The sequence below is a fragment of the Haloarcula halobia genome (genome assembly GCF_029338255.1).
GTDB classification, from domain to species: domain Archaea; phylum Halobacteriota; class Halobacteria; order Halobacteriales; family Haloarculaceae; genus Haloarcula; species Haloarcula halobia.
On record NZ_CP119787.1, the window covers coordinates 2,795,501 to 2,818,106 of the forward strand.

The window sequence follows — 22,606 nt, forward strand, 5'->3', positions numbered from 1 at the left end:
AACCACCGGACTCGCAAGGGGGCGTATGGCCGCCCACAGCGACGTCCCGCCGCTGGTCGTCGACATCGACGGAACGCTGACAGACAGCCACCGCGCCATCGACCCGCGCGTGTTCCCGGTCCTGCGGTCGTGGCCGGATCGCGTCGTCGTCGCGACGGGGAAGGCCATGCCCTTTTCCGTCGCTCTCTGTGAGTTCCTCGGCGTCGAACGGACCATCGTCGCCGAGAACGGGGGCGTGGTGTTCGTCGAGGCGACGGACACGCTCACGCTGGAGGGCGACAGGGACGCTGCGCTCGCGGTCACCGACGCCTACCGCGAGGCGGGCCACGACCTCGGCTTTGGCCGCGTGGACCTCGCGAACCGCTGGCGCGAGACGGAAGTGATCGTGAACATCGACCAGCCGCTGGCGCCGCTCGAGCGGTTCGCGACCGGGCGGGGCCTGCGCGTCCTCGATACCGGGTTCGCCTACCACGTCGTCGACCCGAGCGTCGACAAGGGCCGTGGATTGGAGACGGTCTGTGCGGAGCTGGACCGGACGCCGGCCGAGTTCCTCGCGGTGGGCGACTCCGAGAACGACGCCGAGCTGTTCGACGTTGCCGGCGAGTCGGTGGCCGTCGCGAACGCCGACGAGGCGGCGCGGTCACGGGCCGACCGCGTGACCGACGCCGCTTACGCAGACGGATTCCTCGAGGCCGTCGGGCCGTATCGGGGCTGAAAGGCGATGCCGCGTGGCGGCCCACGCGGGGTGGCGTCGCACTCCCGCTAAGTCCCGCGTGGCGGGGGGCGTCCACGTGGCGGAGTGGGCCCGGCATCACGGATACATAGTCGCACAGGGAGTCGGGTGAGAGAGTGAGTCACCCAGACACCTCAATAGACGGTAGCGGCCCGGAAACCGGGGAAAGCTTTTATCTCGTCCTCCGCTACGGAGGGACATGAGCCCCGACCGGGCCGTCCTCAACCGCGCCCTGCAGCGCGGCGAACAGGAGGGTGGCAGCGTCGAGTTCAAAGAACGGCTCACCGAGAACCTCCACCTGTCGGAGGGGCGACTTGAGTCCCTCGCGGCCCAGCTGCGCCACCGCATTCTCTCCGGGGACGGGGAAGCGACGTACGTGGTCGGCGTCACCGACGACGGCGGCATCGCCGGCATCTCGCCGGCGGCCTTCTCCGAGTCGATGGACGTCCTCAGCCTGCTGGCCGACGAGGCCGGCGCCCACATCGAGGAGGTCCAGACCTGGGGCGTCGACGGCGTCGCCGACGCCGCGGTCGACGAGGACGACCCGGAGGGCATCGTCGGTGTGGCCACCATCACCGAGGGGTCGGTCCTGACCGACGACGACCACATCGTCGTCGGGACGGCGGGCCACGTCGACCACGGCAAGTCCACGCTCGTGGGGTCGCTGGTGACCGGCGAGGCCGACGACGGCCAGGGCGACACGCGGAGCTTCCTCGACGTCCAGCCCCACGAGGTCGAACGTGGCCTCTCAGCGGACCTCTCCTACGGCGTCTACGGCTTCGACGCGGACGGCCCGGTGAGGATGGACAACCCCCACCGGAAGACCGACCGCGCACGCGTAGTGGAGGAGTCGGACCGCCTGGTGTCGTTCGTCGACACCGTCGGTCACGAGCCGTGGCTCCGGACCACCATCCGCGGGCTGGTCGGGCAGAAGCTGGACTACGGCCTGCTGACCGTCGCCGTCGACGACGGGGTGACCGCGACGACCCGCGAGCACCTGGGCATCCTGCTGGCGACGGACCTGCCGACGATCGTCGCGCTCACGAAGGTCGACCTCGTCTCCGACGACCGGGTCGAAGCGGTCGAACGGGAGGTCGAGAGCGCGCTGCGCGAGGTCGGCAAGACGCCGCTGCGCGTCGAGCGCCACGGCGTCGAGACGGCCATCGAGGAGATATCCGAGACGGTCGTCCCGGTGCTGAAGACCAGCGCGGTGACCCAGGCGGGCTTTCGCGACCTGGACGCGATGTTCGAGTCGCTCCCGAAGACCGCCGGCGAGGACGGCGAGTTCCGGATGTACGTCGACCGGACCTACAACGTCCAGGGCGTGGGCGCGGTGGCCTCGGGAACGATCAAGTCCGGCGAGGTCGAGGCCGGCGACGAGCTCCTGCTGGGCCCGATGCAGGACGGGGCCTTCCGCCCGGTTGAGGTGCGCTCCATCGAGATGCACTACCACCGCGTCGACGAGGCCCGCGCCGGTCGCATCGTCGGCATCGCGCTCAAGGGCGTCCGCGAGGCCGACATCGAGCGCGGGATGGCGCTGCTGCCACGTGACGCCGACCCGACGCCCGTCCGAGAGTTCGAAGCCGAGGTCATGGTTTTGAACCACCCGACCCGCATCGGCGAGGGATACGAACCGGTCGTCCACCTCGAGACGGTGAGCGAGGCGGCCGTCTTCAGTCCAGACGACGGACAGTTGCTCCCCGGCGACGCCGGGCGCACTCGCGTCCGGTTCAAGTTCCGGTCGTACCTCGTCGAGGCGGGACAGAAGTTCGTCTTCCGGGAGGGCCGTTCGAAGGGCGTCGGCACCGTCACCGACGTCTCGCCGGCGGAGTGACGCCTCGTTAGGTATCCGCTATTTTATTGTCGCGTGCCTTGACGGGAGTAGCCACAATGCACATTCTCCTCTTCGGTGCAACCGGCCGGGTCGGGAGCGAGGTCCTCAAGCGGGCCCGGTCCGGGGGGCACGACGTGACCGCGTTCGTCAGGGACCGCCGGTCGGTGCCCACGGACGTCTCGACCGTCGTCGGCGACGTCCTCGACCCCGAGGCCGTGATGGAGGCCGTGCCGGGTCACGACGCCGTCTGTAGCGCGCTGGGCCCCGGCGAGGACGACGACGTATCGGTCGTCGACGAGGGGCTGGCGAACGTCGTCCAGGCGATGGAGCGAGCGACCGTCGACCGACTGGTCGCCGTCGGCGCCGACGGCATCCTCCAGGCCACGCCGGCGCGCCTCAGACTCGAGACACAGGAGTTCCCCGACGAGATGCGCCCGCTGGCGGAGGCCCACTACCGGGCGTTCGAGGTGGTCCGCGCGTCGTCGCTCGACTGGACGCTGGTCTGCCCGCCGCTGATGCCCGACGGGGCGGTGACGAACCACTACCGGACGGCGACGAACTCCCTCCCGGACGGCGGCCAGTCGATACGCGTCGGCGACATCGCCGCCTTCGTCTACGAGGAACTGCTCGCGGACGACCACGTCGGCGAGCGGGTCGGCATCGCCTACTGAGCGGCGAGCGCGTAGCCCTCGCCGCCGGCGGTCAGGACCCCGAACGTGGCCCCCCACTCGAGCAGATGCTCGACCCGTCCGCGCCAGACCGCCGTCCAGTCGGCGTGCCGGTTGCGCTCCCAGGGCGGAATCGCCTCGCTGACCGCCGCGAACGCGTCGTCGACGTCCAGCGGACCGTCTCCGAGTGCCGCGACCAGTTCCTCGACCAGGAAGACCCGCTGTCGGAACGCCGTCCCCACCTGCTCGCGGTCGAGCGAGTGTTGCGTGCGGTAGTAGCCACGCTCGGCCTCGGCGACGAGGTCCAGCGCCTGGAGGAAGGTAAGCAGCGTGCGGGCCTCGTCACGGGTGGCACAGTCGGTTGCGTCCTGGATCGCCCGACAGCAGTCGGCCTCGGGTTCGGGCACCAGCGGAATCGCCGCGCGAGCGTCGGCCAGCGCGTCGAGCGGCCGGGCCGGCGGGGCGACCTTGTAGCGCACGGTTACAGGCCGAAGCTCTCCGCGAGCACGTCCTCGCTGGTGTCGCCGACGACGTGGGTGTCGCCACCGACGACGTCGACGGTCACCTGCGCGGGCGCGAACAGCTCGACGGGGAGGTCCTCGAAGGCCCAGTCGACGTCCTCGAAGACGGCCTCAAGCGGGGTGCCGTACTCGCCGGCCGCGACGGAGGCCACCTCGTCGAACCGGTCGAACGGCTCGTCGACGGTCAGGTGGACCTCGGCGCCGTAGGCCAGCGCGTCGGTGGTCCGGGCCATCGCCGTCGCCTCGTCGCCGGCCACCGGTGCGACCGGCACACGGGCGGTGGCCGACAGCACGGAGACGGGGTCGAAACCGAGCTCGGAGAGACGGAAGACGGCGAGTTCGGCGGCCCGCGCGGCCGCGACGACGCTCCCGGTGAGACTCGCCGTCGAGAACGCCGGGAGGAAGACGCTCGTCTCCGGCACGCCGGTCCGCTCGGCGACCTGTGCGGCGACGTCGCCGTCGGGCAACCGGTCGGTCTCGAGGGCGAGGACGGCGAAATCCGCCGACTCGCGGTAGCCGACGCGCTGAAAGACGTCCTCCTCGGCGACGAGCGCGCGGGCCGGTCCGCTTCCCAGGCCCTCGAAGTCGCCGACGCTGAGTTCCCACCCGCCCTTCTGCGAGCACAGCAGCGCGAGCGCGGGGTGGTCGGTCGACAGTTCGACGTGGGTCAGCGGGGCGCCCGCGACGCCGCCCATCGTCGTCTGGACCGTCGCCAGGCCGGCAGTCTGGATCTCGGTGAGCAACATCCCGGCCTCGACGGCCCCCGGCACCTCGACGCCGAAGTCGAGGACGGCCGCGTCGCCCTCCAGCGCGTGGACCCCGATGGTGAGTTCGTCCGCGAAGTCGATGGCCTCGTCGACGAGTTCCGTGGCCATGCGGTTGAGACTGTCCATGTCGCCCGGGTCGGGAGCGACGGATAAACAACTTCGCTTCTCGGGAGTCACCCGAGCTGGTTGCGTGGCTTCGTCGTCGCTCGTGTGGCGTTCGGCGGCAGGTTGCGCATCGGCGGTGGGAGTCGGTCATCGTGGGGCACGCGCACCGGGGCCGACGGTGTCAGATGGCTACCGCTATGTGGGGAGCCAGAACCGGAGAACCCACCCCACGGTGCGGGACTACTCGCCCGAACTCCGGGCCTCGCGGCCCAGTTCCGCCGCCACGGCGTCGACTTTCTCGCTGGCCCGCTGATCGACGCCGCGCTTGTCGTCTATCTTCAGGAACGTCTCGACCCGGTCGGCCTGCACGCCGACCGCCTCGTGGGCGGCGTGGGCGGCCGCGAAGAGCTCCTCGCTGTCGTCGGCCTCGATGATCGTCCCCATCGGCGTCGTCTCGTACTCGACGTCGAAATCCGCCAGCGCCTCGACGGCGTCGGCGACGTAGGGGGCCATGCTCTCCTCGACGACCGGTGCGACCGAGAGGAACCCGATGCAGGTCATGGTGGGACGTACCGGGCCAACGGGCAAAAGTGGTGGCTGCCGACAGTCAAGAGCGTTCTTCCGCGTCGGTTCCCACGAGGCTCAGTCGTCAGTACCCCGGACGCCGTCGGTGACGTCCGCGACGGCGGCCGGCGGGCGGTAGTCTCGGTACTCCGAGACGGCAGTCACCACGAGGAACAGCGCCACGAAGGTGCCGGCGACCAGCGCCGAGTCGCCCGGGTCGAGGACGTCCAGGGTCCGGTGGAACCAGAACAGGTCGGCGACCCACGAGTCGTGGAAGGCCGAGAGCGTCGGGCCGGCGAGCGGCGCTAACTGCTGGAGGTCGGGGAGCAGCGCCATGCTGCCGCCAAGGAGGACGAGCGTCCGCGGGAACGGAACGCGGGCCCCGAGGAGGACGACGAGCACCGTGGTCAGCGTCGCGCCGAGCGCGAAGTGACCGATCGCGAGGGTCATCTACCGGATCTATAGGGCGAACGACGATTTATACTGCCCGCTGTGCACCCTTCGGGCGCCTACCTACGGTGCGGTCGCTCGCGGTGTGGCAGCGACAGAAGTGCGCTGGCCGGGATTTGAACCCGATGCAAATCCTCGCTCCGTTCGGATTTCCGTGATTCAAATCCTAGTGCGAGTTCGCGACTCACGAGTGACGAGCACACGCTACGCGGTGCTCGTCGGAATGGTTCGTCGTAGAAGTGCGCTGGCTGGGATTTGAACCCAGGTTGTGACCATGGCAAGGTCACGTGATACCACTACACTACCAGCGCGCACGTCGCCTCTCTGCATTCAAATCTGGCGGGGGTGATAGTAAAAAGCCTTCCGTTTTCCGGGGCGAATCGTGGGACACGAGGGCATTCACACCGGGTGAGAACGGGTTGCAACCGTGTGGTACGTATCCAGTCCGCAACGTTTCGAAAGCGGCAAATCCCGTGTGAGCGATTCACGCCCAGCGGACCCTGACGACCCATGTGAACGCGTCGCACCGCGCGCGTGAAGCGGGGTCTTTTTAAGCCAGGAAGGGGGACGTATCGGCACAGTCTAGTGGCGCGACGTGGAAGCGTCACGGCATGACGACCAGCGTACTCGTGCCGTCTTCCCTCACACGGGAAGCCGAGGACCGACGCGAGGCAACTCGCAAGCTCGGATACGTGGCCCGCGCGGCCACCGTCTTCCGGGCGGATCGGCTGACAGTGTTCCCCGACCCAGCGGGCGAGGGAAAGTTCGAAGACGGGTTCGTCGAAACCGTGCTGCGGTACGCCGCGACGCCCCCGCACCTCCGAAAGGAGATGTGGGATAAGCGGGACGAACTGGAGTACGTCGGCGTCCTGCCGCCGCTCCGCGTGCGTTCACAGACCGGCTCCGGATCCGAGGGTTCGGGGTCGTTAAGACAGGGAATCGTGACCGAGGTCGGAGCTGATGGGCGCGTTCGGGTCAATTGCGGACTGCAACACCCGATCTCCCTCCCCGTTCCAGACGGTATGGACGCGGGCGAGGGGGAGCGCGTGACCGTCAGGGTCTCTTCGCGACGGCCGGTCCGGGCGAAACTCGTCGACGCACCCGTTCCCGGGTACGACGTAGACGCCGCGGACCTCGATACGGCGCTCTCGCGTGCCGACGCCGGACTCACCATCGCGTCATCGCGGTACGGTGAGCCGGTGTCGACGCGCCGACTGGCCCAGGTGGCCACCCGACGTGACTCCGAGGGCGGTATGACAGTCGCCTTCGGCGCACCCGAGCGCGGGTTGCCGGCGATACTCGACGTGGACCCGGACTCCGTCGCAAGCGACCAGACAGGAGACGAGCCCGCAGGGTTCGACCTCTGGCTGAATACGGTTCCGAACCAGGGCAGCGAGGTCGTGCGAACCGAAGAAGCGATGTTCGCCTCCCTCGCCTGTCTAACCCTCACGGAGTAAACGAATGCCACAACCAAGCAGACCACGCAAAGGCTCGCTGGGCTTTGGCCCGCGCAAGCGCTCGACGAGCGAGACGCCTCGCTTCAACAGCTGGCCCTCTGACGACGGCCAGCCGGGCGTCCAGGGGTTCGCCGGCTACAAGGCGGGCATGACACACGTCGTGCTCGTCAACGACGAACCCGACTCCCCCCGCGAGGGGATGGAGGAGACCGTCCCCGTGACGGTCGTCGAGACGCCGCCGATGCGCGCCGTCGCCCTGCGTGCGTACGAAGACACGCCGTACGGTAAGCGTCCGTTGACGGAGGTCTGGACCGACGAGTTCCACGCGGACCTCGATCGGACCCTGAACCTGCCGGAGGAACACGACCCGGACGCTGCAGAGGAACAGATCCGCGACGCACTCGCGGCCGGTAATCTGGGAGACGTACGTGTGATCACTCACACCGTCCCCGACGCCGTCCCGAGCGTCCCGAAGAAGAAGCCCGACGTGATGGAGACTCGCGTCGGCGGTGGGTCCGTCGAGGACCGCCTCGAGCACGCCCTCGAACTCGTCGCGGAAGGCGGCGAGCACTCGATGAACGACGTCTTCCGCGCCGGCGAGTACGCCGACGTCGCGGGCGTCACCAAGGGCAAGGGGACGCAGGGTCCCGTCAAGCGATGGGGCGTCCAGAAGCGGAAGGGCAAACACGCCCGCCAGGGCTGGCGCCGACGGATCGGCAACCTCGGTCCGTGGAACCCATCCCGCGTGCGCTCGACGGTCCCCCAGCAGGGGCAGACGGGGTACCACCAGCGCACCGAGCTGAACAAGCGCCTCGTCGACATCGGCGAGGGCGACGAGGCCACTGTCGCCGGTGGCTTCGTCAACTACGGCGAGGTCGACGGGCCGTACACGCTCGTGAAGGGTTCGGTGCCCGGCCCGGACAAGCGCCTGGTGCGCCTCCGGCCCGCGGTGCGTCCGAACGACCAGCCGCGCCTCGACCCCGAGGTGCGCTACGTCTCTACGGAGTCGAACCAGGGATAACCCATGCAGGCAACACTATACGACCTGAACGGCGAGGCCGACGGCGAGATCACCCTTCCGGACGTCTTCGAGACGCCGGTTCGGGCCGACCTCGTCGCCAAGGCAGTTCGCGCCGCCCAGGCAAACCGCAAACAGGACTACGGCGCCGACGAGTACGCCGGCCTCCGCACGCCGGCCGAATCGTTCGGTAGCGGTCGCGGGCAGGCCCACGTGCCAAAGCAGAACGGCCGTGGCCGCCGCGTCCCGCAGACGGTGAAGGGGCGACGCGCCCACCCACCGAAAGCCGAGACGGACCGCTCGAAGGACATCAACGACAAGGAACGCCAGCTGGCCGTCCGCTCGGCGCTGGCCGCGACGACCGACGCCGAACTCGTCGCCGAACGCGGCCACGAGTTCGACCGCGACGAGGTGCCCGTCGTCGTCACCGACGACTTCGAGGACCTCGAAAAGACCCAGGAGGTCGTCGACGTCCTGGAGGCGCTGGGCGTCCACGCCGACGTCGAACGCGCCGACGAGACCAAGATCAAGGCCGGACAGGGGAAGGCCCGCGGGCGCAAGTACCGCCGGCCCTCCTCGATCCTCTTTGTCACCAGCGAGGAACCGTCGCGGGCCGCCCGCAACCTCGCCGGTGCCGACGTCGCCACCGCCCGGGAGGTCAACGCGGAGGACCTCGCGCCCGGCGGCCAGCCCGGTCGCCTGACCGTGTTCACGAAGTCCGCCGCCGTGGAGGTGGCCGACCGATGAGCGTCGACGTCATCAAGTACCCGTACGTCACGGAGAAGGCCATGAACGACATGGATTTCCAGAACAAGCTCCAGTTCGTCGTCGCCGACGGGGCCACGAAGGCCGAGGTCGCCGACGCCGTCGAACAGCAGTACGAGGTCACCGTCGACGACGTGAACACGCAGAACACGATGGACGGCCTCAAGAAAGCCGTCGTCCGCCTCTCCGAGGACGACGACGCGCAGGAAGTCGCCTCCAGAATCGGGGTGTTCTAACGATGGGACGACGAATCCAAGGACAACGACGCGGCCGCGGCTCGCCCACGTTCCGGGCGCCGTCGCACCGCTACAAGGCAGACCTGGCGCACCGGAAGGTCGAGGACGGCGACGTCGTCGCCGGCACGGTGGTCGACATCGAACACGACCCCGCCCGCTCGGCACCGGTCGCCGCCGTCGAGTTCGAAGACGGCGACCGTCGACTCGTGCTGGCGCCGGAAGGCGTCGGCGTGGGCGACGAACTGCAGGTCGGCGTCAGCGCCGAGATCGCCCCGGGGAACACGCTCCCGCTCGCGGAGATCCCCGAGGGGGTCCCGGTCTGTAACGTCGAAGCCAGCCCCGGTGACGGCGGCAAGTTCGCCCGCGCGTCGGGCGTCAACGCCACACTGCTCACCCACGACCGGTCGGTTGCGGTCGTCAAGCTCTCCTCCGGGGAGATGAAACGGCTGGACCCGCAGTGCCGTGCCACCATCGGCGTCGTCGCCGGTGGCGGCCGCACTGACAAACCGATGGTCAAGGCCGGCAACAAGTACCACAAGATGAAAGCCCGCGGGACGAAGTGGCCGAACGTCCGTGGTGTCGCGATGAACGCCGTCGACCACCCGTTCGGTGGCGGCGGCCGACAGCACCCCGGCAAGCCCAAGTCCGTCTCGCGCAACACACCGCCGGGTCGCAAGGTCGGGGACATCGCCTCGAAGCGGACCGGTCGAGGTGGTAACGAATGAGTTCAGAGTATCAAATCGGCCACGAAGGAGAGTTCTCCTTCCGCGGCCACACGCTCGACGAGCTGCAGGACATGGCGCTCGACGAAGTCGCGGAACTGCTCCCCGCACGCCAGCGGCGAAGTATCACACGCGGCCTGACCGAGGAGAAACACAAGCTCCTGGAGAAGGCACGCGACGCCGAAGAGGAGGCGACGGCCAACGACCCCATCCGGACGCACCTGCGCGACATGCCGGTGGTCCCGGAGATGGTCGGGCTGACCTTCGCCGTCCACAACGGCCAGGACTTCGAGCGCGTCAAGGTCGAGCCGGAGATGCTCGGGCACTACCTCGGTGAGTTCCAGCTCACCCGTACCTCGGTCGAACACGGGCAGGCCGGCATCGGGGCGACACGCTCCTCGAAGTTCGTACCGCTCAAATAACTATGGGAATCAGCTACTCAGTCGACGCCGACCCGGAGACCACCGCGAAAGCGATGCTTCGGGAACGGCAGATGAGCCACAAGCACAGCAAGGCCATCGCCCGGGAGATCAAGGGCAAGACGGCCGGCGAGGCCGTCGAGTTCCTCGAAGCAGTCATCGAGGGCGACCAGCCGGTCGCGTTCAAGCAGCACAACTCGGGCGTCGGCCACAAGAGCAAGGTCGACGGGTGGGACGCCGGTCGCTACCCGCAGAAGGCCAGCGAGGCCTTCATCGACCTGCTCGAGAACGCCGTCGGCAACGCCGACCACCAGGGATTCGACGGTGAATCCATGGAGATCATGCACGTCGCCGCCCACAAGGTCGGCGAACAGCAGGGTCGCAAACCGCGCGCGATGGGCCGGGCCTCCGCCTGGAACACGCCGCAGGTCGACGTCGAACTCATCCTAGAGGACAGCGAGGCCGCCGAAGCCTCGAACCGGAGCGGCGGAAGCCGCGAAGGGGGAGAGGAATAATGGCCGACGAACTCCAGTTCATCGAGGACGGCCTCCAGCGGACCCAGATCGACGAGTTCTTCGCGGACGAGCTCGGTCGCGCCGGCTACGGCGGCATGGACGTCGCCAAGACGCCGATGGGGACCCAGATCGTCCTGAAAGCCGAGAAGCCAGGGATGGTCATCGGCAAGGGCGGGAAGAACATCCGGAAGATCACGACGGAACTCGAGGAGCGGTTCGACCTCGACGACCCGCAGATCGACGTCCAGGAGGTGGACGAACCGGACCTCAACGCCCGCATCGTCGCGGACCGACTGGCCAACGCACTCGAGCGTGGCTGGTACTTCCGCAAGGCGGGCCACACCACCATCGACCGCATCATGGAGGCCGGCGCGCTGGGTGCCGAGATCGTCCTCTCCGGGAAGGTCACGGGCGCCCGCTCGCGCGTCGAGAAATTCAACCGCGGCTACATCAAGCACAACGGTGAGCCGGCCGAGGAAATCGTCGACAGCGGCGTCGGCGTCGCGGTGATGAAGCTGGGCACCATCGGTGTCCGGGTCAAGATCATCCCGCCCAACGCCGAGCTGCCCGACGACTTCGAGATCTACGAGGACGTCGAGATCGAGGACTACGTCGCGGACACCGACGGCGAGAGCGTCGAGGAGCTCCTCGAGGGCGAACCCGAGGACGCCGAGACGACCGAGGTCAGCGGCGAACCCGACGACGGCGTCGAACCCGACGAGGCCGCCGCAGCCGTCGACGAGGAGGTCATCGAGGAAGACGTCGAGGTCCCGACCGACGAGGACGTCGAGGACGTCGACGTCGACGAGCTCGAGGCCGCCGTCGACGAGGAGCTCAACGAGGACACCGCCGCCGAGGCGGAGGAACTGATGGACGAGATGGACGAGGCAGACGACGAGGAGGGTGACGACGAATGACCGTCCTCCACGTCCAGGAGGTCCGCGACATGACCCCCGCCGAACGCGAGGCGGAGCTCGAGGACCTCAAGACGGAACTGCTGAACGCCCGCGCCGTGCAGGCGGCGGGTGGCGCCCCGGACAACCCGGGCCGCATCAGCGAGCTGCGACGAGCCGTCGCCCGCATCAAGACGATCCAGCGGGAAGAAGGCGACCTGCAGGAGGACGAATAATGCCACTGACACCCGAGACGCTCCCACGTCACGAACTCGTCGGCCTCGACGTCGAGGTCGTCGCGGCGTCCAACCCGGACGTCGTCGGCATCAGCGGCCGGGTCGTCGGCGAGACGACCCAGACGCTGGCCATCGAGGGGGCCGACCGGGTGTGGCACGTGCCGAAGGACAGCGCGACGTTCGCGTTCGAACTCGACTCGGGCGAGATCGTCCGCGTCGAGGGCGAGCGACTCGTCGCCCGTCCCGCTCGACGCACAGAGAACACAGGAGATTCACAATGGCGCTAGGACTGAACGTACAGGAACCGGAGGAGACCTGTGCCGACCAGCACTGTCCGTTCCACGGAGAGCTCTCCGTGCGCGGCCAGACGCTGGACGGCGAGGTCGTCTCCACCGACATGCAGAAGACCGTCGTCGTCGAGCGAGAGTACGACGTGAAGGTGCCCAAATACGACCGCTACATGAAGCGGCGTAGCCGGATTCCGGCCCACGCACCCGAATGTCTCGAGCTCGAAGTCGGCGACACGGTCACAGTAGCAGAGTGTCGACCGCTCTCGAAGACAAAGAGCCACGTCGTCGTCGGCGTGGTCGCGGACGAGCAGGACGGTGATGCCTGATGGAGGCGCTCAACGCCGACGTCACGCAGGGCCTGGAGAAGGGCTCGCTCATCACGTGTGCCGACAACACGGGCGCACGCGAGCTCAAGGTCATCTCCGTCCACGGCTACTCGGGGACGAAGAACCGTCACCCGAAGGCTGGCCTGGGCGATAAGATCACGGTGTCGGTCACCAAGGGGACGCCCGAGATGCGTCGCCAGGTGCTCGAGGCCGTCGTCGTCCGCCAGCGAAAGCCCATCCGCCGACCCGACGGCACCCGCGTCAAGTTCGAAGACAACGCGGCCGTCATCGTCGACGAGAACGAGGACCCCCGCGGGACCGAACTCAAGGGGCCCATCGCACGGGAAGTCGCAGAGCGGTTCGGAAGTGTCGCGTCCGCCGCGACGATGATCGTATAGAACCATGACAGAGCAACCACACAAACAGCGAACGAGTCAACGACGCGCCTCGCTGCACGAGAAGCACAAGCAGGTGCGGGCGACGCTCTCGGACGAACTCCGCGAGGAGTACGGCCAGCGCAACGTCCGCGTCAACGCCGGTGACACGGTGGAAGTGCTTCGCGGCGACGACGCCGGCGAAGAGGGCGAAGTCCTCGAGGTCGACCTCAAAGACTCCGTCATCCACGTCGAGGGCGTGACCCTCGAGAAGACCGACGGCGAAGAGGTCCCCCGGCCGCTCGACACCTCCAACGTGCGAGTCACCGAACTCGACACGGAGGACTCGAAGCGAGTCGTGCGTCTCGAATCGGAGGATGATTCCGCATGAGTAACCACCAGAAACGCCTCTCGGTGCCGAACAGCTGGCCCGTAGAGCGCAAGACAGCCACGTTCACGGTCAAGGCCGGTGCCGGCCCGCACGGTGAGTCGGGGGTCCCCCTGCTCATCGTCCTGCGGGACGTGCTCGGCTACGCCGACAACCGCAAGGAAGCGCGCTACGCGCTCAACGAGGACAACGTCCGCATCAACGGGACGGCCGTCTCCGACGAGGAGCGGCCCGTCGGGATGTTCGACATCCTGGCTTTCACCGAGCGCGAGGAGTACTACCGGGTCTTCCCCGGCGAGGGCGGGCGGCTGGCGCTGACGGCCATCGAGGCCGACGCCGCCGAGTCCAAGCTCGGCAAGATCGTCACCAAGACGCAGGTCGCCGGCGGCGACATCCAGCTTGGCCTCCACGACGGCGAGACGCTCGTCGTCGAGGACGCCGACACCTACGACGCCGGCGACTCCATCGTCGTCGACAACGAGGACGGCTCCATCGTCGCCCACTTCGAGTACGAGGAGGGCGCGCTCGTCACAGCCGTCGACGGCACCCACGCCGGCGAGATCGGCACCGTCGACGAGATCCAGGTCACGCCAGGCTCCGCACAGAACAACGTCCTGGTCGCCCAGGAGGTCGGCGAGGGCTTCGAGACCATCGAGGAGTACGTCGTCGTCATCGACGAGAACTTCACGGGCGATTCGGACGACGAATCGGAACCCGTGAGCGGCGAAGCCGCGAGCGAGGGTGATGACGATGAGTAGCGAAACCGAATCGAGCGCCGACTTCCACGAGATGCGCGAACCGCGCATCGAGAAGGTCGTCGTCCACATGGGCATCGGCCACGGTGGCCGCGACCTGGCCAACGCCGAGGACATCCTCGGTGAGATCACCGGCCAGACGCCCGTCCGGACGAAGGCAAAACGGACCGTCGGCGAGTTCGACATCCGCGAGGGCGACCCCATCGGCGCGAAGGTCACGCTGCGTGACACTACCGCCGCAGAGTTCCTCGAGACCGCACTGCCGCTTGCCGACCTCAAGTCGTCGCAGTTCGACGACACCGGCAACTTCAGCTTCGGCGTCGAGGAGCACACGGAGTTCCCGAGCCAGGAGTACGACCCGAACATCGGAATCTACGGGCTGGACGTGACGGTCAACCTCGTCCGCCCCGGCTACCGCGTCGCCAAGCGTGACAAGGCGTCCCGGTCGATTCCCTCGAACCATCGACTCAACCCGTCGGACGCCGTCGCGTTCGTCGAGTCGACCTTCGACGTGGAGGTGAGCGAATGAGCGAAAGTGAAATCCAGGACGAGCCCGACGCCGACACAGAGGCAGAGCGGACCGGCCAGCTCGAGTCCTGCCAGCGCTGCGGGCGCCAGCAGGGACTCGTCGGCAAGTACGACATCTGGCTGTGTCGCCAGTGCTTCCGCGAGATCTCTCGTGGGATGGGCTTCAAGAAGTACAGCTAACAATGACAGGAAACGACCCATTCGCCAACGCGCTGTCGGCCATCAACAACGCCGAGAGCGTCGGGCATCTGGAGCAGACGGTATCGCCCGCCTCGAACGAAATCGGCTCCGTCCTCGAGGTCTTCTACGACCGCGGGTACATCGACGGGTTCACGTTCGTCGACGACGGCAAGGCCGGCGAGTTCGAGGTCGAACTGAAAGGTGCCATCAACGAGTGTGGCCCGGTCAAGCCCCGCTATTCGGCGGGCGCCGACGAGTTCGAGAAGTGGGAGAAGCGATTCCTCCCCGCCCGTGACTACGGGACGCTCGTCGTCACGACCAGCCACGGCATCATGAGCCACTACGAGGCCCGCGAGGCGGGCGTCGGTGGCCAGATCATCGCGTACGTGTACTAACAATGCCACGAGTAGAACTGCAGATTCCGGAGGACGTGTCCGCCGAGATGGACCACCTCGACGTCACCGTCGACGGTCCCAACGGCACAGTCACACGTCGGCTCTGGTACCCCGACATCGACGTCTCGGTCGAGGACGACGCGGTCGTCATCAAGTCCACGGAGGACGACGCCAAGACGATGTCCACGATGGGTACCTTCGAGAGCCACATCGAGAACATGTTCCACGGCGTGACCGAGGGCTGGGAGTACGAGATGGAGGTCTTTTACTCTCACTTCCCCATGCAGGTCAACGTCGAAGGTGACGAAGTCGTCATCGAGAACTTCCTCGGCGAGAAGGCCGCCCGTCGCACGACGATCCACGGCGACACCGAGGTCCAGATCGACGGCGAGGAACTCACCCTGACGGGCTCGGACATCGAGGCCGTCGGCCAGACCGCCGCGGACATCGAACAGCTCACCCGCGTCAACGACAAGGACGTCCGGGTGTTCCAGGATGGGGTGTACATCACCCAGAAACCCAACCGAGGTGACGCCTGATGGCAGACGACCCCGACAACAGAAGCACCGACGCCAACGCGGACGAAGAGGCACTCCCGCAGGACGAGACGCCCGACGAGGACGTCGAGTCCGAGAAGCCCACGGCGGGCGAGCCCGCCGAGGACCCCGACCAGGTCGCCGAGGCGGCGGCCGAAGACGACGGGGACCCAGACGAGGCAGACGACGAGATGGACCTGACCGACATCAGCGGCGTCGGCGAGGCCAAGGCCGACGCGCTGCGCGCGGCCGGCTTCGAGACGGTCGACGACGTCCGCCGGGCCGAGCAGTCGGACCTGGCCGAGGCCGAGGGCGTGGGCAACGCGCTCGCGGCCCGCATCAAGGCCGACGTCGGCGGCCTCGAGGTCGCCGAGGAGGCCGAGGCCGAGGTCGAAGACGAGACCGAAGAAGAGCCCACCGAGGACGTGGAGACGGAACTCCAGCCCCGCGGGCTCGCCGACAAGACGCCGGACTTGGACGACGAGGAAGCCCGGCTCCTGGCCCAGCGACACCGGGTCGGCAAGCCGAAGTTCAACCGGCAGGACCACCACAAGAAAAAGCGCGTCTCGACCTCGTGGCGCCGCCCCCGCGGCCAGCTGTCGAAACAGCGCCGCGGCATCAAGGGCAAGGGCGACACCGTCGAGGCGGGCTTCCGTTCGCCGACGGCCGTCCGCGGCAAGCACCCCTCGGGCTTCGAGGAGGTCCGCGTCCACAACGTGGCCGACCTCGAGGGCGTCGACGGGGACCGCGAGGCCGTCCGCATCGCCTCGAAAGTCGGCGCTCGCAAGCGCGAGCGCATCGAGGAGGAGGCGGAGGCCGATGGCATCCGCGTCCTCAACCCCACCTACGTCGAAGTGGAGGTGAGTGAGTGATGACGAACCTGAAAGCACAGAAACGACTCGCCGCGGACGTCCTCGACGTCGGGAAGAACCGGCTGTGGTTCGACCCCGAGCGCCAGAGTGACATCGCCGACGCGATCACCCGCGATGACATCCGCGAACTGGTCGACGAGGGCGCCATCACGGCGAAAGACGAGAAAGGCAACTCCCGTGGCCGCGCACGCGAACGCGCACAGAAGCGTTCCTACGGCCACCAGAAGGGGGCCGGCTCCCGCAAGGGCAAGGCCGGCGCCCGGAACAACGAGAAGGCGGACTGGACGTCGCGCATCCGCGCCCAGCGTTCGACGCTGCGCGACCTGCGCGACGACGGCACGCTGTCGAAACGCGAGTACCGCGAGCTCTACGACATGGCTGGCGGTGGCGAGTTCGACAGCGTGGCGGACCTCGAACGATACATCGCAGCAAACTACGGTGACGAATAATGGCGACAGGACCACGATACAAGGTGCCGATGCGGCGACGCCGCGAGGCCCGAACCGATTACCATCAGCGGTTGCGCCTGCTGAAATCCGGCAAGCCCCGCCTCGTTGCTCGAAAGAGCAACAAGCACGTCAGGGCGCAGCTGGTGACGCTCGGGCCCGAAGGCGACCGAACGCTGGCGTCCGCACAGTCGGGCGACCTCGCCGAGTACGGCTGGGAGGCGCCGACGGGCAACATGCCCGCGGCCTACCTCACTGGCCTGCTCGCGGGGCTGCGCGCACTGGATGCAGGCGTCGACGAAGCGGTGCTCGATATCGGCCTCAACTCCCCGACACCCGGAAGCAAAGTTTTCGCAATACAGGAAGGCGCCATCGACGCCGGCCTGGACATCCCCCACAACGACGACGTGCTCGCCGACTGGCAGCGCACGCGCGGTGGCCACATCGCCGAGTACGCCGAGCAGCTGGACGAACCGCTGTACAGTGGGGACTTCGACGCGACGGACCTCCCGGAACACTTCGACGAGGTCCGGGAGACGCTACTGGAAGGTGACATCGAACTATGAGCGCTGACAACGGCTGGGAACCCCGCACACGCCTCGGCAAGCAGGTCGCCGAGGGCGAGATCGACTCCATGCAGGACGCTCTCAACTCGGGGCTTCCCCTGAAAGAATCGGAAGTCGTCGACCAGCTCGTTCCCGATCTGGAAGACGAGGTGCTGGACATCAACATGGTCCAGCGGATGACCGACTCCGGCCGGCGGGTGAAGTTCCGCTGTGTCGTCGCGGTCGGCAACCGCGACGGACTGGTCGGCTACGCCGAGGGTCGCGACGACCAGGTCGGCGGGGCCATCCAGAAGGCCATCGACATCGCGAAGCTGAACATCATCGACGTCTCCCGTGGCTGTGGGTCCTGGGAGTGTGGCTGTGGCCGTCCCCACACGGTCGCGCTGCGCACCGAGGGCAAGGCCGGGAGCGTCGAGGTCGAACTCCAGCCCGCACCGCGCGGCCTGGGCCTCGCGGGCGGGGAGACCGTCCGCAAGGTGCTGGAACTCGCCGGCATCGAGGACATCTGGACCCGTTCGTCGGGCAACACCCGCACGACGGTCAACTTCGCGAAGGCGACGTTCAACGCGCTGCAGAACACGGCCGAAGCCCGTGTGCCCGAACGCACCTTCGAGAAACGTGAGGTGATCGAGTGATGCACGCACTGGTCCAGCTCCGTGGCGACGTCAACATGGATACGGACATCCACGACACGCTGAAGATGCTGAACATCCACCACGTGAATCACGCGACCCTCGTCCCCGACACGGACACCTACCGCGGCATGGTGTCGAAGGTCAACGACTACGTTGCCTTCGGCGAGCCAAGCCAGGAGACCCTCGAGCTACTCCTGGAGACGCGCGCCGAACCCGCCGAGGGTGACGCCGACGTCGACGACGAGTGGGTCGCCGAGAACACCGACTACGACGACATCGCCGGGCTGGCGTGGGCGCTCATCTCCGAGGAGACGACCCTGCAAGAGCAGGGCCTCTCGCCCACGCTCCGTCTGCACCCGCCGCGTGGCGGCCACGACGGCATCAAGCACCCGGTCACGGAGGGCGGCGAACTCGGCCGCCACGACTCCGAGGACATCGACGACCTCCTGGAGGCGATGCGATAATGACGAGCAAGAAACGACGACAGCGCGGCTCGCGCACGCACGGCGGCGGCTCGCACAAGAACCGACGCGGGGCCGGCCACCGCGGTGGCCGCGGGGCGGCCGGCCGCGACAAGCACGAGATGCACAACTACGAGCCGCTCGGCAAGAGCGGCTTCAAGCGCCCACAGAAGGTCCAGGACGAGATCGCGACGGTCGACGTCCGCGAGCTCGACGAGGACGCGGCGCTGCTGGCCGCCGACGGTGTCGCCGAAGACACCGGCGACGGCTACCGCATCGACGTCCGCGACGTGGTCGACGACGGCCACGACGTCGACGTCGTGAAGGTGCTCGGCGCCGGCCAGGTCCGCAACGAGCTCACGCTGGTCGCGGACGACTTCTCCGAGCAGGCGACGGCGAAGGTTGAAGCGGCTGGGGGCACAACCGAACTGACCGAACGCGGCCAGGAGCGCCAGGCCGCCGACGCGGACGCAGACGCCGACGCGGACGACGAGGAATAACGACCCATGACCTGGAAGGACACCGCCGAACCGCTGCTCGTCCGGATGCCAGCAGTCCGCCGTCCGGAGAAACACATCCCGTTCAAGCGCAAGCTGACGTGGACCGGGGGCGTGTTGCTGCTGTATTTCTTCCTGACGAACGTCGCGCTGTTCGGCCTCGACATCGACCAGAGCCAGGCGGTCTTCGGGCGCTTCGCCTCGATTCTCGCCTCCGGACAGGGGAGTATCATGCAACTGGGTATCGGACCCATCGTCACCGCCTCCATCGTGTTGCAGCTGCTCGGCGGTGCCGACCTGCTCGGCCTGGACACGCAAAACGACCCGCGTGACCAGGTGCTCTACCAGGGGCTCCAGAAGCTGCTCGTGGTCGTGATGATCTGCCTGACCGGCCTGCCGATGGTCTTCGCCGGCAGCTTCCTGCCAGCGGACCCGGCCGTCGCGCAGTCGCTGGGCATCGGCACCGCCGGCGTCCAGTGGCTCATCTTCGCCCAGATCTTCGTCGGCGGTGTCCTCATCCTGTTCATGGACGAGGTCATCTCGAAGTGGGGCGTCGGCTCCGGTATCGGGCTGTTCATCGTCGCCGGCGTCAGCCAGCGACTGCTGGGCGGTCTGCTGACGACGCCGGTCATCGGCGGCCAGAGCGGCATCATCCACACCTGGTTCCTCTTTATCACCGGCCAGCAGTCCACCGGCCCGGTGCTCGCACTGGAGGGACTCCAGACCGTCATCCTCGGCCAGGGGCGCATCCTCGCGCTCATCACCACCGTCCTCATCTTCGCGGTGGTCGTCTACGCCGAGTCGGTCCGCGTCGAGATCCCGCTCTCGAACGCCCGGGTCAAGGGCGCGCGCGGTCGCTTCCCCGTGAAGCTCATCTACGCCAGCGTCCTGCCGATGATCCTCGTCCGTGCGCTCCAGGCAAACGTCCAGTTCCTGGGGCGCATCCTGGACGCCCAGCTGGCGAACATGCCGGCCTGGCTGGGGACTTACTCGAACGGCCAGCCAACGGGCGGGCTGTTCTACTTCCTGGCCCCCATCCAGAGCCCGAACCAGTGGATGTGGTGGCTCGAATCGGCGAGCCAACCGGTCTGGCAGATCCTCGTCCGCATCGGCGTCGACCTGACGTTCATGCTCATCGGGGGCGCCATCTTCGCCGTCTTCTGGGTGGAGACCACCGACATGGGCCCGGAGGCGACGGCCAAGCAGATCCACAACTCCGGGATGCAGATCCCCGGCTTCCGCCAGAACGTCGGCGTCATCGAGAAGGTCCTCGAACGGTACATCCCGCAGGTGACCGTCATCGGCGGCGCGCTCGTGGGCCTGCTCGCCGTGCTGGCGAACATGATGGGCACCATCGGCGGTGTCTCCGGTACGGGCCTGCTGCTGACGGTCTCTATCACGTACAAGCTGTACGAGGAGATCGCCGAGGAGCAGCTCATGGAGATGCATCCGATGATGCGCCAGATGTTTGGATAGCCTGCCAGATAATCTGATTTAACTCAGCTGCTTCGGTGGAGATAAGCTCATAGCTGGCGCTAATACAAGTCGATAGTTCGGAAAATAAGCCAATTCTTAGAATATTCCAATTTCAGCGTAGTTTCTGAGGAAAAAACAAGTTCAGCCAGTACACCGCTGTGATCCTGCTGCGAAACGAACTACTCCAGTAACTGCAGTACTTTCCACCACAACTGCTCACCTGGGTCTTGCTAAGGGAATTTGGTCAATACTTGGTCTCTCAATTAGTCGCTTCAAGAATCGCCAGATCCCGTTCCAACGGCGGTTCGACCTTCGGGCTGCGGCAGTCGATATCGAGTTGCTCGTGTTGCCAGTGTCGCCCGTCCTTCCCGTTCCAGACGCCATAGAGTGTCACCTTGGGAAGCGTGATGACGCCGAACAGCACTGCGAGATAGTAGAGAAGCTCAGTTGCTTCTGTCCACGATCCTGTTGCGGTCCGTGGGATGTCGACCGGATACTCGATGTGCTGTGAGGGGATCCCAGCAGCAATCCCGCGCTCGACGAATCCACGGTCGTTGCTCAGGAGGAGTGCTGTCTTGCGACTCTCCTCGTTGAATCTCCGATACGCGCTGACGATTGCGTCATCACCCCTGTCACACTCGATGACGTCGGCCGTCCGGTGGGTCCGGAGGCGACGGTATTCGTACAGCCCGAGCAGCCCCTCTCTGTTCGCTCCCGCCGGTTGACTGTCCAGCCGTTCGAACTCATCCCCGAATGCCGACGTGAGTTCGTGGGTGTTGTAGTGATTGTAGTGCCAATCGAGTTCTTCTTTCACACCGGTTGCAAGCGCGTACCCGTTAGTGGGACGGCGACCGCGGTCGTCTGTGTCACCCACTTCGGCGTCGATGCCAAGCCGCTCGGGCAGCCGCCACGACATGATATTTGCATCCAGGCCGATGACGACAGGCTCGTGTCCGGCTTCGAGATCTGCATACCCGTGGCGGTCGGCAAAGGCGATGACATCGTCGATGTTCGCCAGATCGACATGGCCGCTAGCGACCATTGCGCGAGTATAGGTCTGGGCATCGGGGAGGTCGTCGTAGGCTGACTCCCCGTGCTTGGCTGGAATCGTCTCACGGTTATCCTGGTACGTCAATGTTCCCTGTGAGAAGCGAACGGTGGCCAGTCCGTCGTCTTCGAGTTCAATCCGAACCAGCTCACCGATATCCGCACACGGATGCGCTACAGGAATCGACTTGACACCCTGATCGTAGAGCGCATTGAGTAAGACCATCAGCCGCCGGCGCTCAATCTGCATCACAACTCCTCCGTGAAATCGATGAGGTCCGTCGCTGTCCGTGGGATTTCAGCGTACAACTGTCCGTAGTATCCGCCGGCTTTTCGATGGAAGTAGTAGACGTGATCCGCGCCGAATCGAAACCCTGCCTGAAAGGCAATCGCCGACATGAACTTCCGTCCGGGCGTGACGTCGACCGCAACCGAATCGTCGTTTTCCCTGGCTGCATCTATTGCTGACCGATAGAACTCGATAATTCCTCGAAAATCCGTCTCATCAGCAAGGTTGTATGTCGAGACTTCGGCGTCGCCTCGATAGGCATCAACGATATGCTCGGCATAGTCGCTCGCAGCGGTGACGGAATCTTCGACACCCGGATTCGAGAGGATCTGTGCCTCATCCGGGACGAATCCCTGGTCGCACGCAGCGGCGAGTGGATTGAGAATCGCTGGGGTCGTCGGTGTCCCGTTGGTCAACCAGATTCGTGCCATCACTTGTCACACACTTCCGGGTGTGAAGAGTGTTCCCGTCACTCACCTGTGGTTACGATTCTTGGTTTCAGGCATCCTCCCCCAAAACTTCATTCCATAGTCGCCTGACAGGGAATACATCATATGGTACCTCGCCAGTTGTATACCGGGCCACAGTATCCTGCTCTCGAAGCTGTGTCTTTCGACCGTCTCTCCAGTACGGTCACCGACG

At 66.7% G+C, this 22,606-nt stretch carries 34 protein-coding genes and 1 tRNA gene; 28 read left to right on the plus strand and 7 right to left on the minus strand.

Annotation, left to right across the window (positions count from 1 at the left end; translation table 11 throughout):
- Nucleotides 1–25 precede the first annotated feature (25 nt).
- The 3 genes from P1K88_RS14715 (at nucleotide 26) to P1K88_RS14725 (ending at nucleotide 3,238) form a co-directional block, all read left to right on the plus strand.
- Entirely contained in the window at nucleotides 26–715 is a 690-nt protein-coding gene (locus P1K88_RS14715) for a phosphoglycolate phosphatase (RefSeq protein ID WP_276410980.1), read from the plus strand.
- A gap of 217 nt (nucleotides 716–932) precedes the next feature.
- Nucleotides 933–2,567, plus strand: a complete 1,635-nt coding sequence (locus P1K88_RS14720; RefSeq protein ID WP_276410981.1) for a GTPBP1 family GTP-binding protein — start codon at nucleotides 933–935, stop codon at nucleotides 2,565–2,567.
- 56 nt (nucleotides 2,568–2,623) lie between these two features.
- Nucleotides 2,624–3,238 carry an NAD(P)-dependent oxidoreductase gene (locus tag P1K88_RS14725; RefSeq protein ID WP_276410982.1) on the plus strand — a complete coding sequence of 205 codons (615 nt, stop codon included), beginning with the start codon at nucleotides 2,624–2,626 and terminating at the stop codon, nucleotides 3,236–3,238.
- On the opposite strand, the gene P1K88_RS14730 is transcribed toward P1K88_RS14725, so the two are convergent.
- From P1K88_RS14730 to P1K88_RS14750, 5 genes are all read right to left on the minus strand, one after another.
- Complete coding sequence (locus P1K88_RS14730) at nucleotides 3,232–3,714, minus strand: double winged helix-containing putative transcriptional regulator (RefSeq protein WP_276410983.1); 483 nt, start codon at nucleotides 3,712–3,714, stop codon at nucleotides 3,232–3,234. The two genes, P1K88_RS14725 and P1K88_RS14730, sit on opposite strands and share 7 nt — an antisense overlap.
- 2 nt (nucleotides 3,715–3,716) lie before the next feature.
- Nucleotides 3,717–4,649: a methenyltetrahydromethanopterin cyclohydrolase gene (gene mch / locus P1K88_RS14735; protein WP_276410984.1), complete on the minus strand. Its 933-nt coding sequence runs from the start codon at nucleotides 4,647–4,649 to the stop codon at nucleotides 3,717–3,719.
- Nucleotides 4,650–4,868: 219 nt separating this feature from the next.
- Nucleotides 4,869–5,189, minus strand: coding sequence for an MTH1187 family thiamine-binding protein (locus tag P1K88_RS14740; RefSeq protein ID WP_276410985.1), 321 nt, complete (start codon nucleotides 5,187–5,189; stop codon nucleotides 4,869–4,871).
- Between the two features lie 81 nt (nucleotides 5,190–5,270).
- A complete protein-coding gene (locus P1K88_RS14745) occupies nucleotides 5,271–5,642 on the minus strand; it encodes a hypothetical protein (protein ID WP_276410986.1) in 372 nt (123 codons plus the stop codon).
- Nucleotides 5,643–5,882: 240 nt separating this feature from the next.
- Nucleotides 5,883–5,953 (minus strand) — tRNA-Gly (locus tag P1K88_RS14750).
- 300 nt (nucleotides 5,954–6,253) lie between these two features.
- Between P1K88_RS14750 and P1K88_RS14755 the strand changes: the two genes are divergently transcribed.
- The 25 genes from P1K88_RS14755 to secY are packed head-to-tail and all read left to right on the plus strand — an operon-like array spanning nucleotide 6,254 to nucleotide 20,628.
- Entirely contained in the window at nucleotides 6,254–7,099 is an 846-nt protein-coding gene (locus P1K88_RS14755) for an RNA methyltransferase (protein WP_276410987.1), read from the plus strand.
- Between the two features lie 4 nt (nucleotides 7,100–7,103).
- Nucleotides 7,104–8,120 (plus strand): 50S ribosomal protein L3, encoded by a 1,017-nt coding sequence (rpl3p, locus tag P1K88_RS14760; protein ID WP_276410988.1) that lies wholly within the window; start codon nucleotides 7,104–7,106, stop codon nucleotides 8,118–8,120.
- Nucleotides 8,121–8,123: 3 nt separating this feature from the next.
- The gene (gene rpl4p, locus P1K88_RS14765) at nucleotides 8,124–8,864 is read left to right on the plus strand and encodes a 50S ribosomal protein L4 (protein WP_276410989.1); all 741 of its coding nucleotides are present in this window, start codon (nucleotides 8,124–8,126) and stop codon (nucleotides 8,862–8,864) included.
- Nucleotides 8,861–9,118, plus strand: coding sequence for a 50S ribosomal protein L23 (locus P1K88_RS14770; protein ID WP_276278042.1), 258 nt, complete (start codon nucleotides 8,861–8,863; stop codon nucleotides 9,116–9,118). The genes rpl4p and P1K88_RS14770 overlap by 4 nt, the downstream gene beginning before the upstream one ends.
- Nucleotides 9,119–9,120: 2 nt before the next feature.
- Nucleotides 9,121–9,843, plus strand: a complete 723-nt coding sequence (locus P1K88_RS14775; RefSeq protein WP_276410990.1) for a 50S ribosomal protein L2 — start codon at nucleotides 9,121–9,123, stop codon at nucleotides 9,841–9,843.
- The gene (locus P1K88_RS14780) at nucleotides 9,840–10,262 is read left to right on the plus strand and encodes a 30S ribosomal protein S19 (RefSeq protein ID WP_276410991.1); all 423 of its coding nucleotides are present in this window, start codon (nucleotides 9,840–9,842) and stop codon (nucleotides 10,260–10,262) included. Before P1K88_RS14775 ends, P1K88_RS14780 begins: the two co-directional genes overlap by 4 nt.
- Nucleotides 10,263–10,264: 2 nt before the next feature.
- Nucleotides 10,265–10,774, plus strand: coding sequence for a 50S ribosomal protein L22 (locus tag P1K88_RS14785; RefSeq protein ID WP_276410992.1), 510 nt, complete (start codon nucleotides 10,265–10,267; stop codon nucleotides 10,772–10,774).
- Nucleotides 10,774–11,691 (plus strand): 30S ribosomal protein S3, encoded by a 918-nt coding sequence (locus P1K88_RS14790; RefSeq protein WP_276410993.1) that lies wholly within the window; start codon nucleotides 10,774–10,776, stop codon nucleotides 11,689–11,691. The genes P1K88_RS14785 and P1K88_RS14790 overlap by 1 nt, the downstream gene beginning before the upstream one ends.
- Nucleotides 11,688–11,903, plus strand: coding sequence for a 50S ribosomal protein L29 (gene rpmC, locus P1K88_RS14795; protein ID WP_276278047.1), 216 nt, complete (start codon nucleotides 11,688–11,690; stop codon nucleotides 11,901–11,903). Before P1K88_RS14790 ends, rpmC begins: the two co-directional genes overlap by 4 nt.
- Nucleotides 11,903–12,190, plus strand: coding sequence for a ribonuclease P protein component 1 (locus P1K88_RS14800; protein WP_276410994.1), 288 nt, complete (start codon nucleotides 11,903–11,905; stop codon nucleotides 12,188–12,190). The genes rpmC and P1K88_RS14800 overlap by 1 nt, the downstream gene beginning before the upstream one ends.
- Nucleotides 12,181–12,519, plus strand: coding sequence for a 30S ribosomal protein S17 (locus tag P1K88_RS14805; protein ID WP_276410995.1), 339 nt, complete (start codon nucleotides 12,181–12,183; stop codon nucleotides 12,517–12,519). Before P1K88_RS14800 ends, P1K88_RS14805 begins: the two co-directional genes overlap by 10 nt.
- A complete protein-coding gene (locus tag P1K88_RS14810) occupies nucleotides 12,519–12,917 on the plus strand; it encodes a 50S ribosomal protein L14 (RefSeq protein WP_276410996.1) in 399 nt (132 codons plus the stop codon). Before P1K88_RS14805 ends, P1K88_RS14810 begins: the two co-directional genes overlap by 1 nt.
- A gap of 4 nt (nucleotides 12,918–12,921) precedes the next feature.
- A complete protein-coding gene (gene rplX / locus P1K88_RS14815; protein ID WP_276410997.1) occupies nucleotides 12,922–13,284 on the plus strand; it encodes a 50S ribosomal protein L24 in 363 nt (120 codons plus the stop codon).
- Nucleotides 13,281–14,039 (plus strand): 30S ribosomal protein S4e, encoded by a 759-nt coding sequence (locus P1K88_RS14820; RefSeq protein WP_276410998.1) that lies wholly within the window; start codon nucleotides 13,281–13,283, stop codon nucleotides 14,037–14,039. Before rplX ends, P1K88_RS14820 begins: the two co-directional genes overlap by 4 nt.
- Nucleotides 14,032–14,565 (plus strand): 50S ribosomal protein L5, encoded by a 534-nt coding sequence (locus P1K88_RS14825; RefSeq protein WP_276410999.1) that lies wholly within the window; start codon nucleotides 14,032–14,034, stop codon nucleotides 14,563–14,565. Before P1K88_RS14820 ends, P1K88_RS14825 begins: the two co-directional genes overlap by 8 nt.
- Nucleotides 14,562–14,744, plus strand: a complete 183-nt coding sequence (locus P1K88_RS14830) for a 30S ribosomal protein S14 (protein WP_276411000.1) — start codon at nucleotides 14,562–14,564, stop codon at nucleotides 14,742–14,744. Before P1K88_RS14825 ends, P1K88_RS14830 begins: the two co-directional genes overlap by 4 nt.
- Before the next feature lie 2 nt (nucleotides 14,745–14,746).
- Nucleotides 14,747–15,139 carry a 30S ribosomal protein S8 gene (locus tag P1K88_RS14835; protein ID WP_276411001.1) on the plus strand — a complete coding sequence of 131 codons (393 nt, stop codon included), beginning with the start codon at nucleotides 14,747–14,749 and terminating at the stop codon, nucleotides 15,137–15,139.
- Between the two features lie 2 nt (nucleotides 15,140–15,141).
- Entirely contained in the window at nucleotides 15,142–15,678 is a 537-nt protein-coding gene (locus tag P1K88_RS14840; protein WP_276411002.1) for a 50S ribosomal protein L6, read from the plus strand.
- On the plus strand, nucleotides 15,678–16,547 hold the full coding sequence (locus P1K88_RS14845; RefSeq protein WP_379786756.1) for a 50S ribosomal protein L32e: 870 nt from the start codon (nucleotides 15,678–15,680) through the stop codon (nucleotides 16,545–16,547). Before P1K88_RS14840 ends, P1K88_RS14845 begins: the two co-directional genes overlap by 1 nt.
- On the plus strand, nucleotides 16,547–16,996 hold the full coding sequence (locus P1K88_RS14850; RefSeq protein ID WP_276411003.1) for a 50S ribosomal protein L19e: 450 nt from the start codon (nucleotides 16,547–16,549) through the stop codon (nucleotides 16,994–16,996). Before P1K88_RS14845 ends, P1K88_RS14850 begins: the two co-directional genes overlap by 1 nt.
- Nucleotides 16,996–17,559: a 50S ribosomal protein L18 gene (locus P1K88_RS14855; protein WP_276411004.1), complete on the plus strand. Its 564-nt coding sequence runs from the start codon at nucleotides 16,996–16,998 to the stop codon at nucleotides 17,557–17,559. The genes P1K88_RS14850 and P1K88_RS14855 overlap by 1 nt, the downstream gene beginning before the upstream one ends.
- Nucleotides 17,556–18,194, plus strand: a complete 639-nt coding sequence (locus P1K88_RS14860) for a 30S ribosomal protein S5 (protein WP_276411005.1) — start codon at nucleotides 17,556–17,558, stop codon at nucleotides 18,192–18,194. The genes P1K88_RS14855 and P1K88_RS14860 overlap by 4 nt, the downstream gene beginning before the upstream one ends.
- Nucleotides 18,194–18,658 carry a 50S ribosomal protein L30 gene (gene rpmD, locus P1K88_RS14865; RefSeq protein WP_276411006.1) on the plus strand — a complete coding sequence of 155 codons (465 nt, stop codon included), beginning with the start codon at nucleotides 18,194–18,196 and terminating at the stop codon, nucleotides 18,656–18,658. The genes P1K88_RS14860 and rpmD overlap by 1 nt, the downstream gene beginning before the upstream one ends.
- Entirely contained in the window at nucleotides 18,658–19,155 is a 498-nt protein-coding gene (locus P1K88_RS14870; RefSeq protein ID WP_276411007.1) for an uL15m family ribosomal protein, read from the plus strand. Before rpmD ends, P1K88_RS14870 begins: the two co-directional genes overlap by 1 nt.
- 6 nt (nucleotides 19,156–19,161) lie before the next feature.
- Entirely contained in the window at nucleotides 19,162–20,628 is a 1,467-nt protein-coding gene (gene secY, locus P1K88_RS14875; RefSeq protein WP_276411008.1) for a preprotein translocase subunit SecY, read from the plus strand.
- A 259-nt stretch (nucleotides 20,629–20,887) separates the two neighbouring features.
- Here secY and P1K88_RS14880 read toward each other — a convergent pair whose 3' ends face one another.
- Both P1K88_RS14880 and P1K88_RS14885 read right to left on the minus strand, forming a co-directional pair.
- Nucleotides 20,888–21,925, minus strand: coding sequence for a hypothetical protein (locus P1K88_RS14880; RefSeq protein WP_276411009.1), 1,038 nt, complete (start codon nucleotides 21,923–21,925; stop codon nucleotides 20,888–20,890).
- Entirely contained in the window at nucleotides 21,925–22,395 is a 471-nt protein-coding gene (locus P1K88_RS14885) for a PDDEXK family nuclease (protein WP_276411010.1), read from the minus strand. Before P1K88_RS14885 ends, P1K88_RS14880 begins: the two co-directional genes overlap by 1 nt.
- Nucleotides 22,396–22,606: the final 211 nt, after the last annotated feature.

Excerpts from the sequence above, each read along its gene's own strand:
- P1K88_RS14715 (WP_276410980.1), top strand. The coding sequence starts at position 26 with ATGGCCGCCCACAGCGACGTCCCGCCGCTGGTCGTCGACATCGACGGA.
- P1K88_RS14770 (WP_276278042.1), top strand. The coding sequence starts at position 8,861 with ATGAGCGTCGACGTCATCAAGTACCCGTACGTCACGGAGAAGGCCATG.
- P1K88_RS14880 (WP_276411009.1), bottom strand. The coding sequence starts at position 21,925 with ATGCAGATTGAGCGCCGGCGGCTGATGGTCTTACTCAATGCGCTCTAC.
- rpl4p (WP_276410989.1), top strand. The coding sequence starts at position 8,124 with ATGCAGGCAACACTATACGACCTGAACGGCGAGGCCGACGGCGAGATC.
- P1K88_RS14780 (WP_276410991.1), top strand. The coding sequence starts at position 9,840 with ATGAGTTCAGAGTATCAAATCGGCCACGAAGGAGAGTTCTCCTTCCGC.
- P1K88_RS14855 (WP_276411004.1), top strand. The coding sequence starts at position 16,996 with ATGGCGACAGGACCACGATACAAGGTGCCGATGCGGCGACGCCGCGAG.
- rpmD (WP_276411006.1), top strand. The coding sequence starts at position 18,194 with ATGCACGCACTGGTCCAGCTCCGTGGCGACGTCAACATGGATACGGAC.
- P1K88_RS14740 (WP_276410985.1), bottom strand. The coding sequence starts at position 5,189 with ATGACCTGCATCGGGTTCCTCTCGGTCGCACCGGTCGTCGAGGAGAGC.
- P1K88_RS14785 (WP_276410992.1), top strand. The coding sequence starts at position 10,265 with ATGGGAATCAGCTACTCAGTCGACGCCGACCCGGAGACCACCGCGAAA.
- P1K88_RS14820 (WP_276410998.1), top strand. The coding sequence starts at position 13,281 with ATGAGTAACCACCAGAAACGCCTCTCGGTGCCGAACAGCTGGCCCGTA.
- P1K88_RS14825 (WP_276410999.1), top strand. The coding sequence starts at position 14,032 with ATGAGTAGCGAAACCGAATCGAGCGCCGACTTCCACGAGATGCGCGAA.
- P1K88_RS14755 (WP_276410987.1), top strand. The coding sequence starts at position 6,254 with ATGACGACCAGCGTACTCGTGCCGTCTTCCCTCACACGGGAAGCCGAG.
- P1K88_RS14840 (WP_276411002.1), top strand. The coding sequence starts at position 15,142 with ATGCCACGAGTAGAACTGCAGATTCCGGAGGACGTGTCCGCCGAGATG.
- P1K88_RS14745 (WP_276410986.1), bottom strand. The coding sequence starts at position 5,642 with ATGACCCTCGCGATCGGTCACTTCGCGCTCGGCGCGACGCTGACCACG.
- P1K88_RS14790 (WP_276410993.1), top strand. The coding sequence starts at position 10,774 with ATGGCCGACGAACTCCAGTTCATCGAGGACGGCCTCCAGCGGACCCAG.
- P1K88_RS14835 (WP_276411001.1), top strand. The coding sequence starts at position 14,747 with ATGACAGGAAACGACCCATTCGCCAACGCGCTGTCGGCCATCAACAAC.
- P1K88_RS14805 (WP_276410995.1), top strand. The coding sequence starts at position 12,181 with ATGGCGCTAGGACTGAACGTACAGGAACCGGAGGAGACCTGTGCCGAC.
- P1K88_RS14800 (WP_276410994.1), top strand. The coding sequence starts at position 11,903 with ATGCCACTGACACCCGAGACGCTCCCACGTCACGAACTCGTCGGCCTC.
- rpl3p (WP_276410988.1), top strand. The coding sequence starts at position 7,104 with ATGCCACAACCAAGCAGACCACGCAAAGGCTCGCTGGGCTTTGGCCCG.
- P1K88_RS14845 (WP_379786756.1), top strand. The coding sequence starts at position 15,678 with ATGGCAGACGACCCCGACAACAGAAGCACCGACGCCAACGCGGACGAA.
- P1K88_RS14860 (WP_276411005.1), top strand. The coding sequence starts at position 17,556 with ATGAGCGCTGACAACGGCTGGGAACCCCGCACACGCCTCGGCAAGCAG.
- rplX (WP_276410997.1), top strand. The coding sequence starts at position 12,922 with ATGACAGAGCAACCACACAAACAGCGAACGAGTCAACGACGCGCCTCG.
- mch (WP_276410984.1), bottom strand. The coding sequence starts at position 4,649 with ATGGACAGTCTCAACCGCATGGCCACGGAACTCGTCGACGAGGCCATC.
- P1K88_RS14810 (WP_276410996.1), top strand. The coding sequence starts at position 12,519 with ATGGAGGCGCTCAACGCCGACGTCACGCAGGGCCTGGAGAAGGGCTCG.
- P1K88_RS14830 (WP_276411000.1), top strand. The coding sequence starts at position 14,562 with ATGAGCGAAAGTGAAATCCAGGACGAGCCCGACGCCGACACAGAGGCA.
- secY (WP_276411008.1), top strand. The coding sequence starts at position 19,162 with ATGACCTGGAAGGACACCGCCGAACCGCTGCTCGTCCGGATGCCAGCA.
- P1K88_RS14850 (WP_276411003.1), top strand. The coding sequence starts at position 16,547 with ATGACGAACCTGAAAGCACAGAAACGACTCGCCGCGGACGTCCTCGAC.
- P1K88_RS14725 (WP_276410982.1), top strand. The coding sequence starts at position 2,624 with ATGCACATTCTCCTCTTCGGTGCAACCGGCCGGGTCGGGAGCGAGGTC.
- P1K88_RS14775 (WP_276410990.1), top strand. The coding sequence starts at position 9,121 with ATGGGACGACGAATCCAAGGACAACGACGCGGCCGCGGCTCGCCCACG.
- P1K88_RS14885 (WP_276411010.1), bottom strand. The coding sequence starts at position 22,395 with ATGGCACGAATCTGGTTGACCAACGGGACACCGACGACCCCAGCGATT.
- rpmC (WP_276278047.1), top strand. The coding sequence starts at position 11,688 with ATGACCGTCCTCCACGTCCAGGAGGTCCGCGACATGACCCCCGCCGAA.
- P1K88_RS14870 (WP_276411007.1), top strand. The coding sequence starts at position 18,658 with ATGACGAGCAAGAAACGACGACAGCGCGGCTCGCGCACGCACGGCGGC.
- P1K88_RS14720 (WP_276410981.1), top strand. The coding sequence starts at position 933 with ATGAGCCCCGACCGGGCCGTCCTCAACCGCGCCCTGCAGCGCGGCGAA.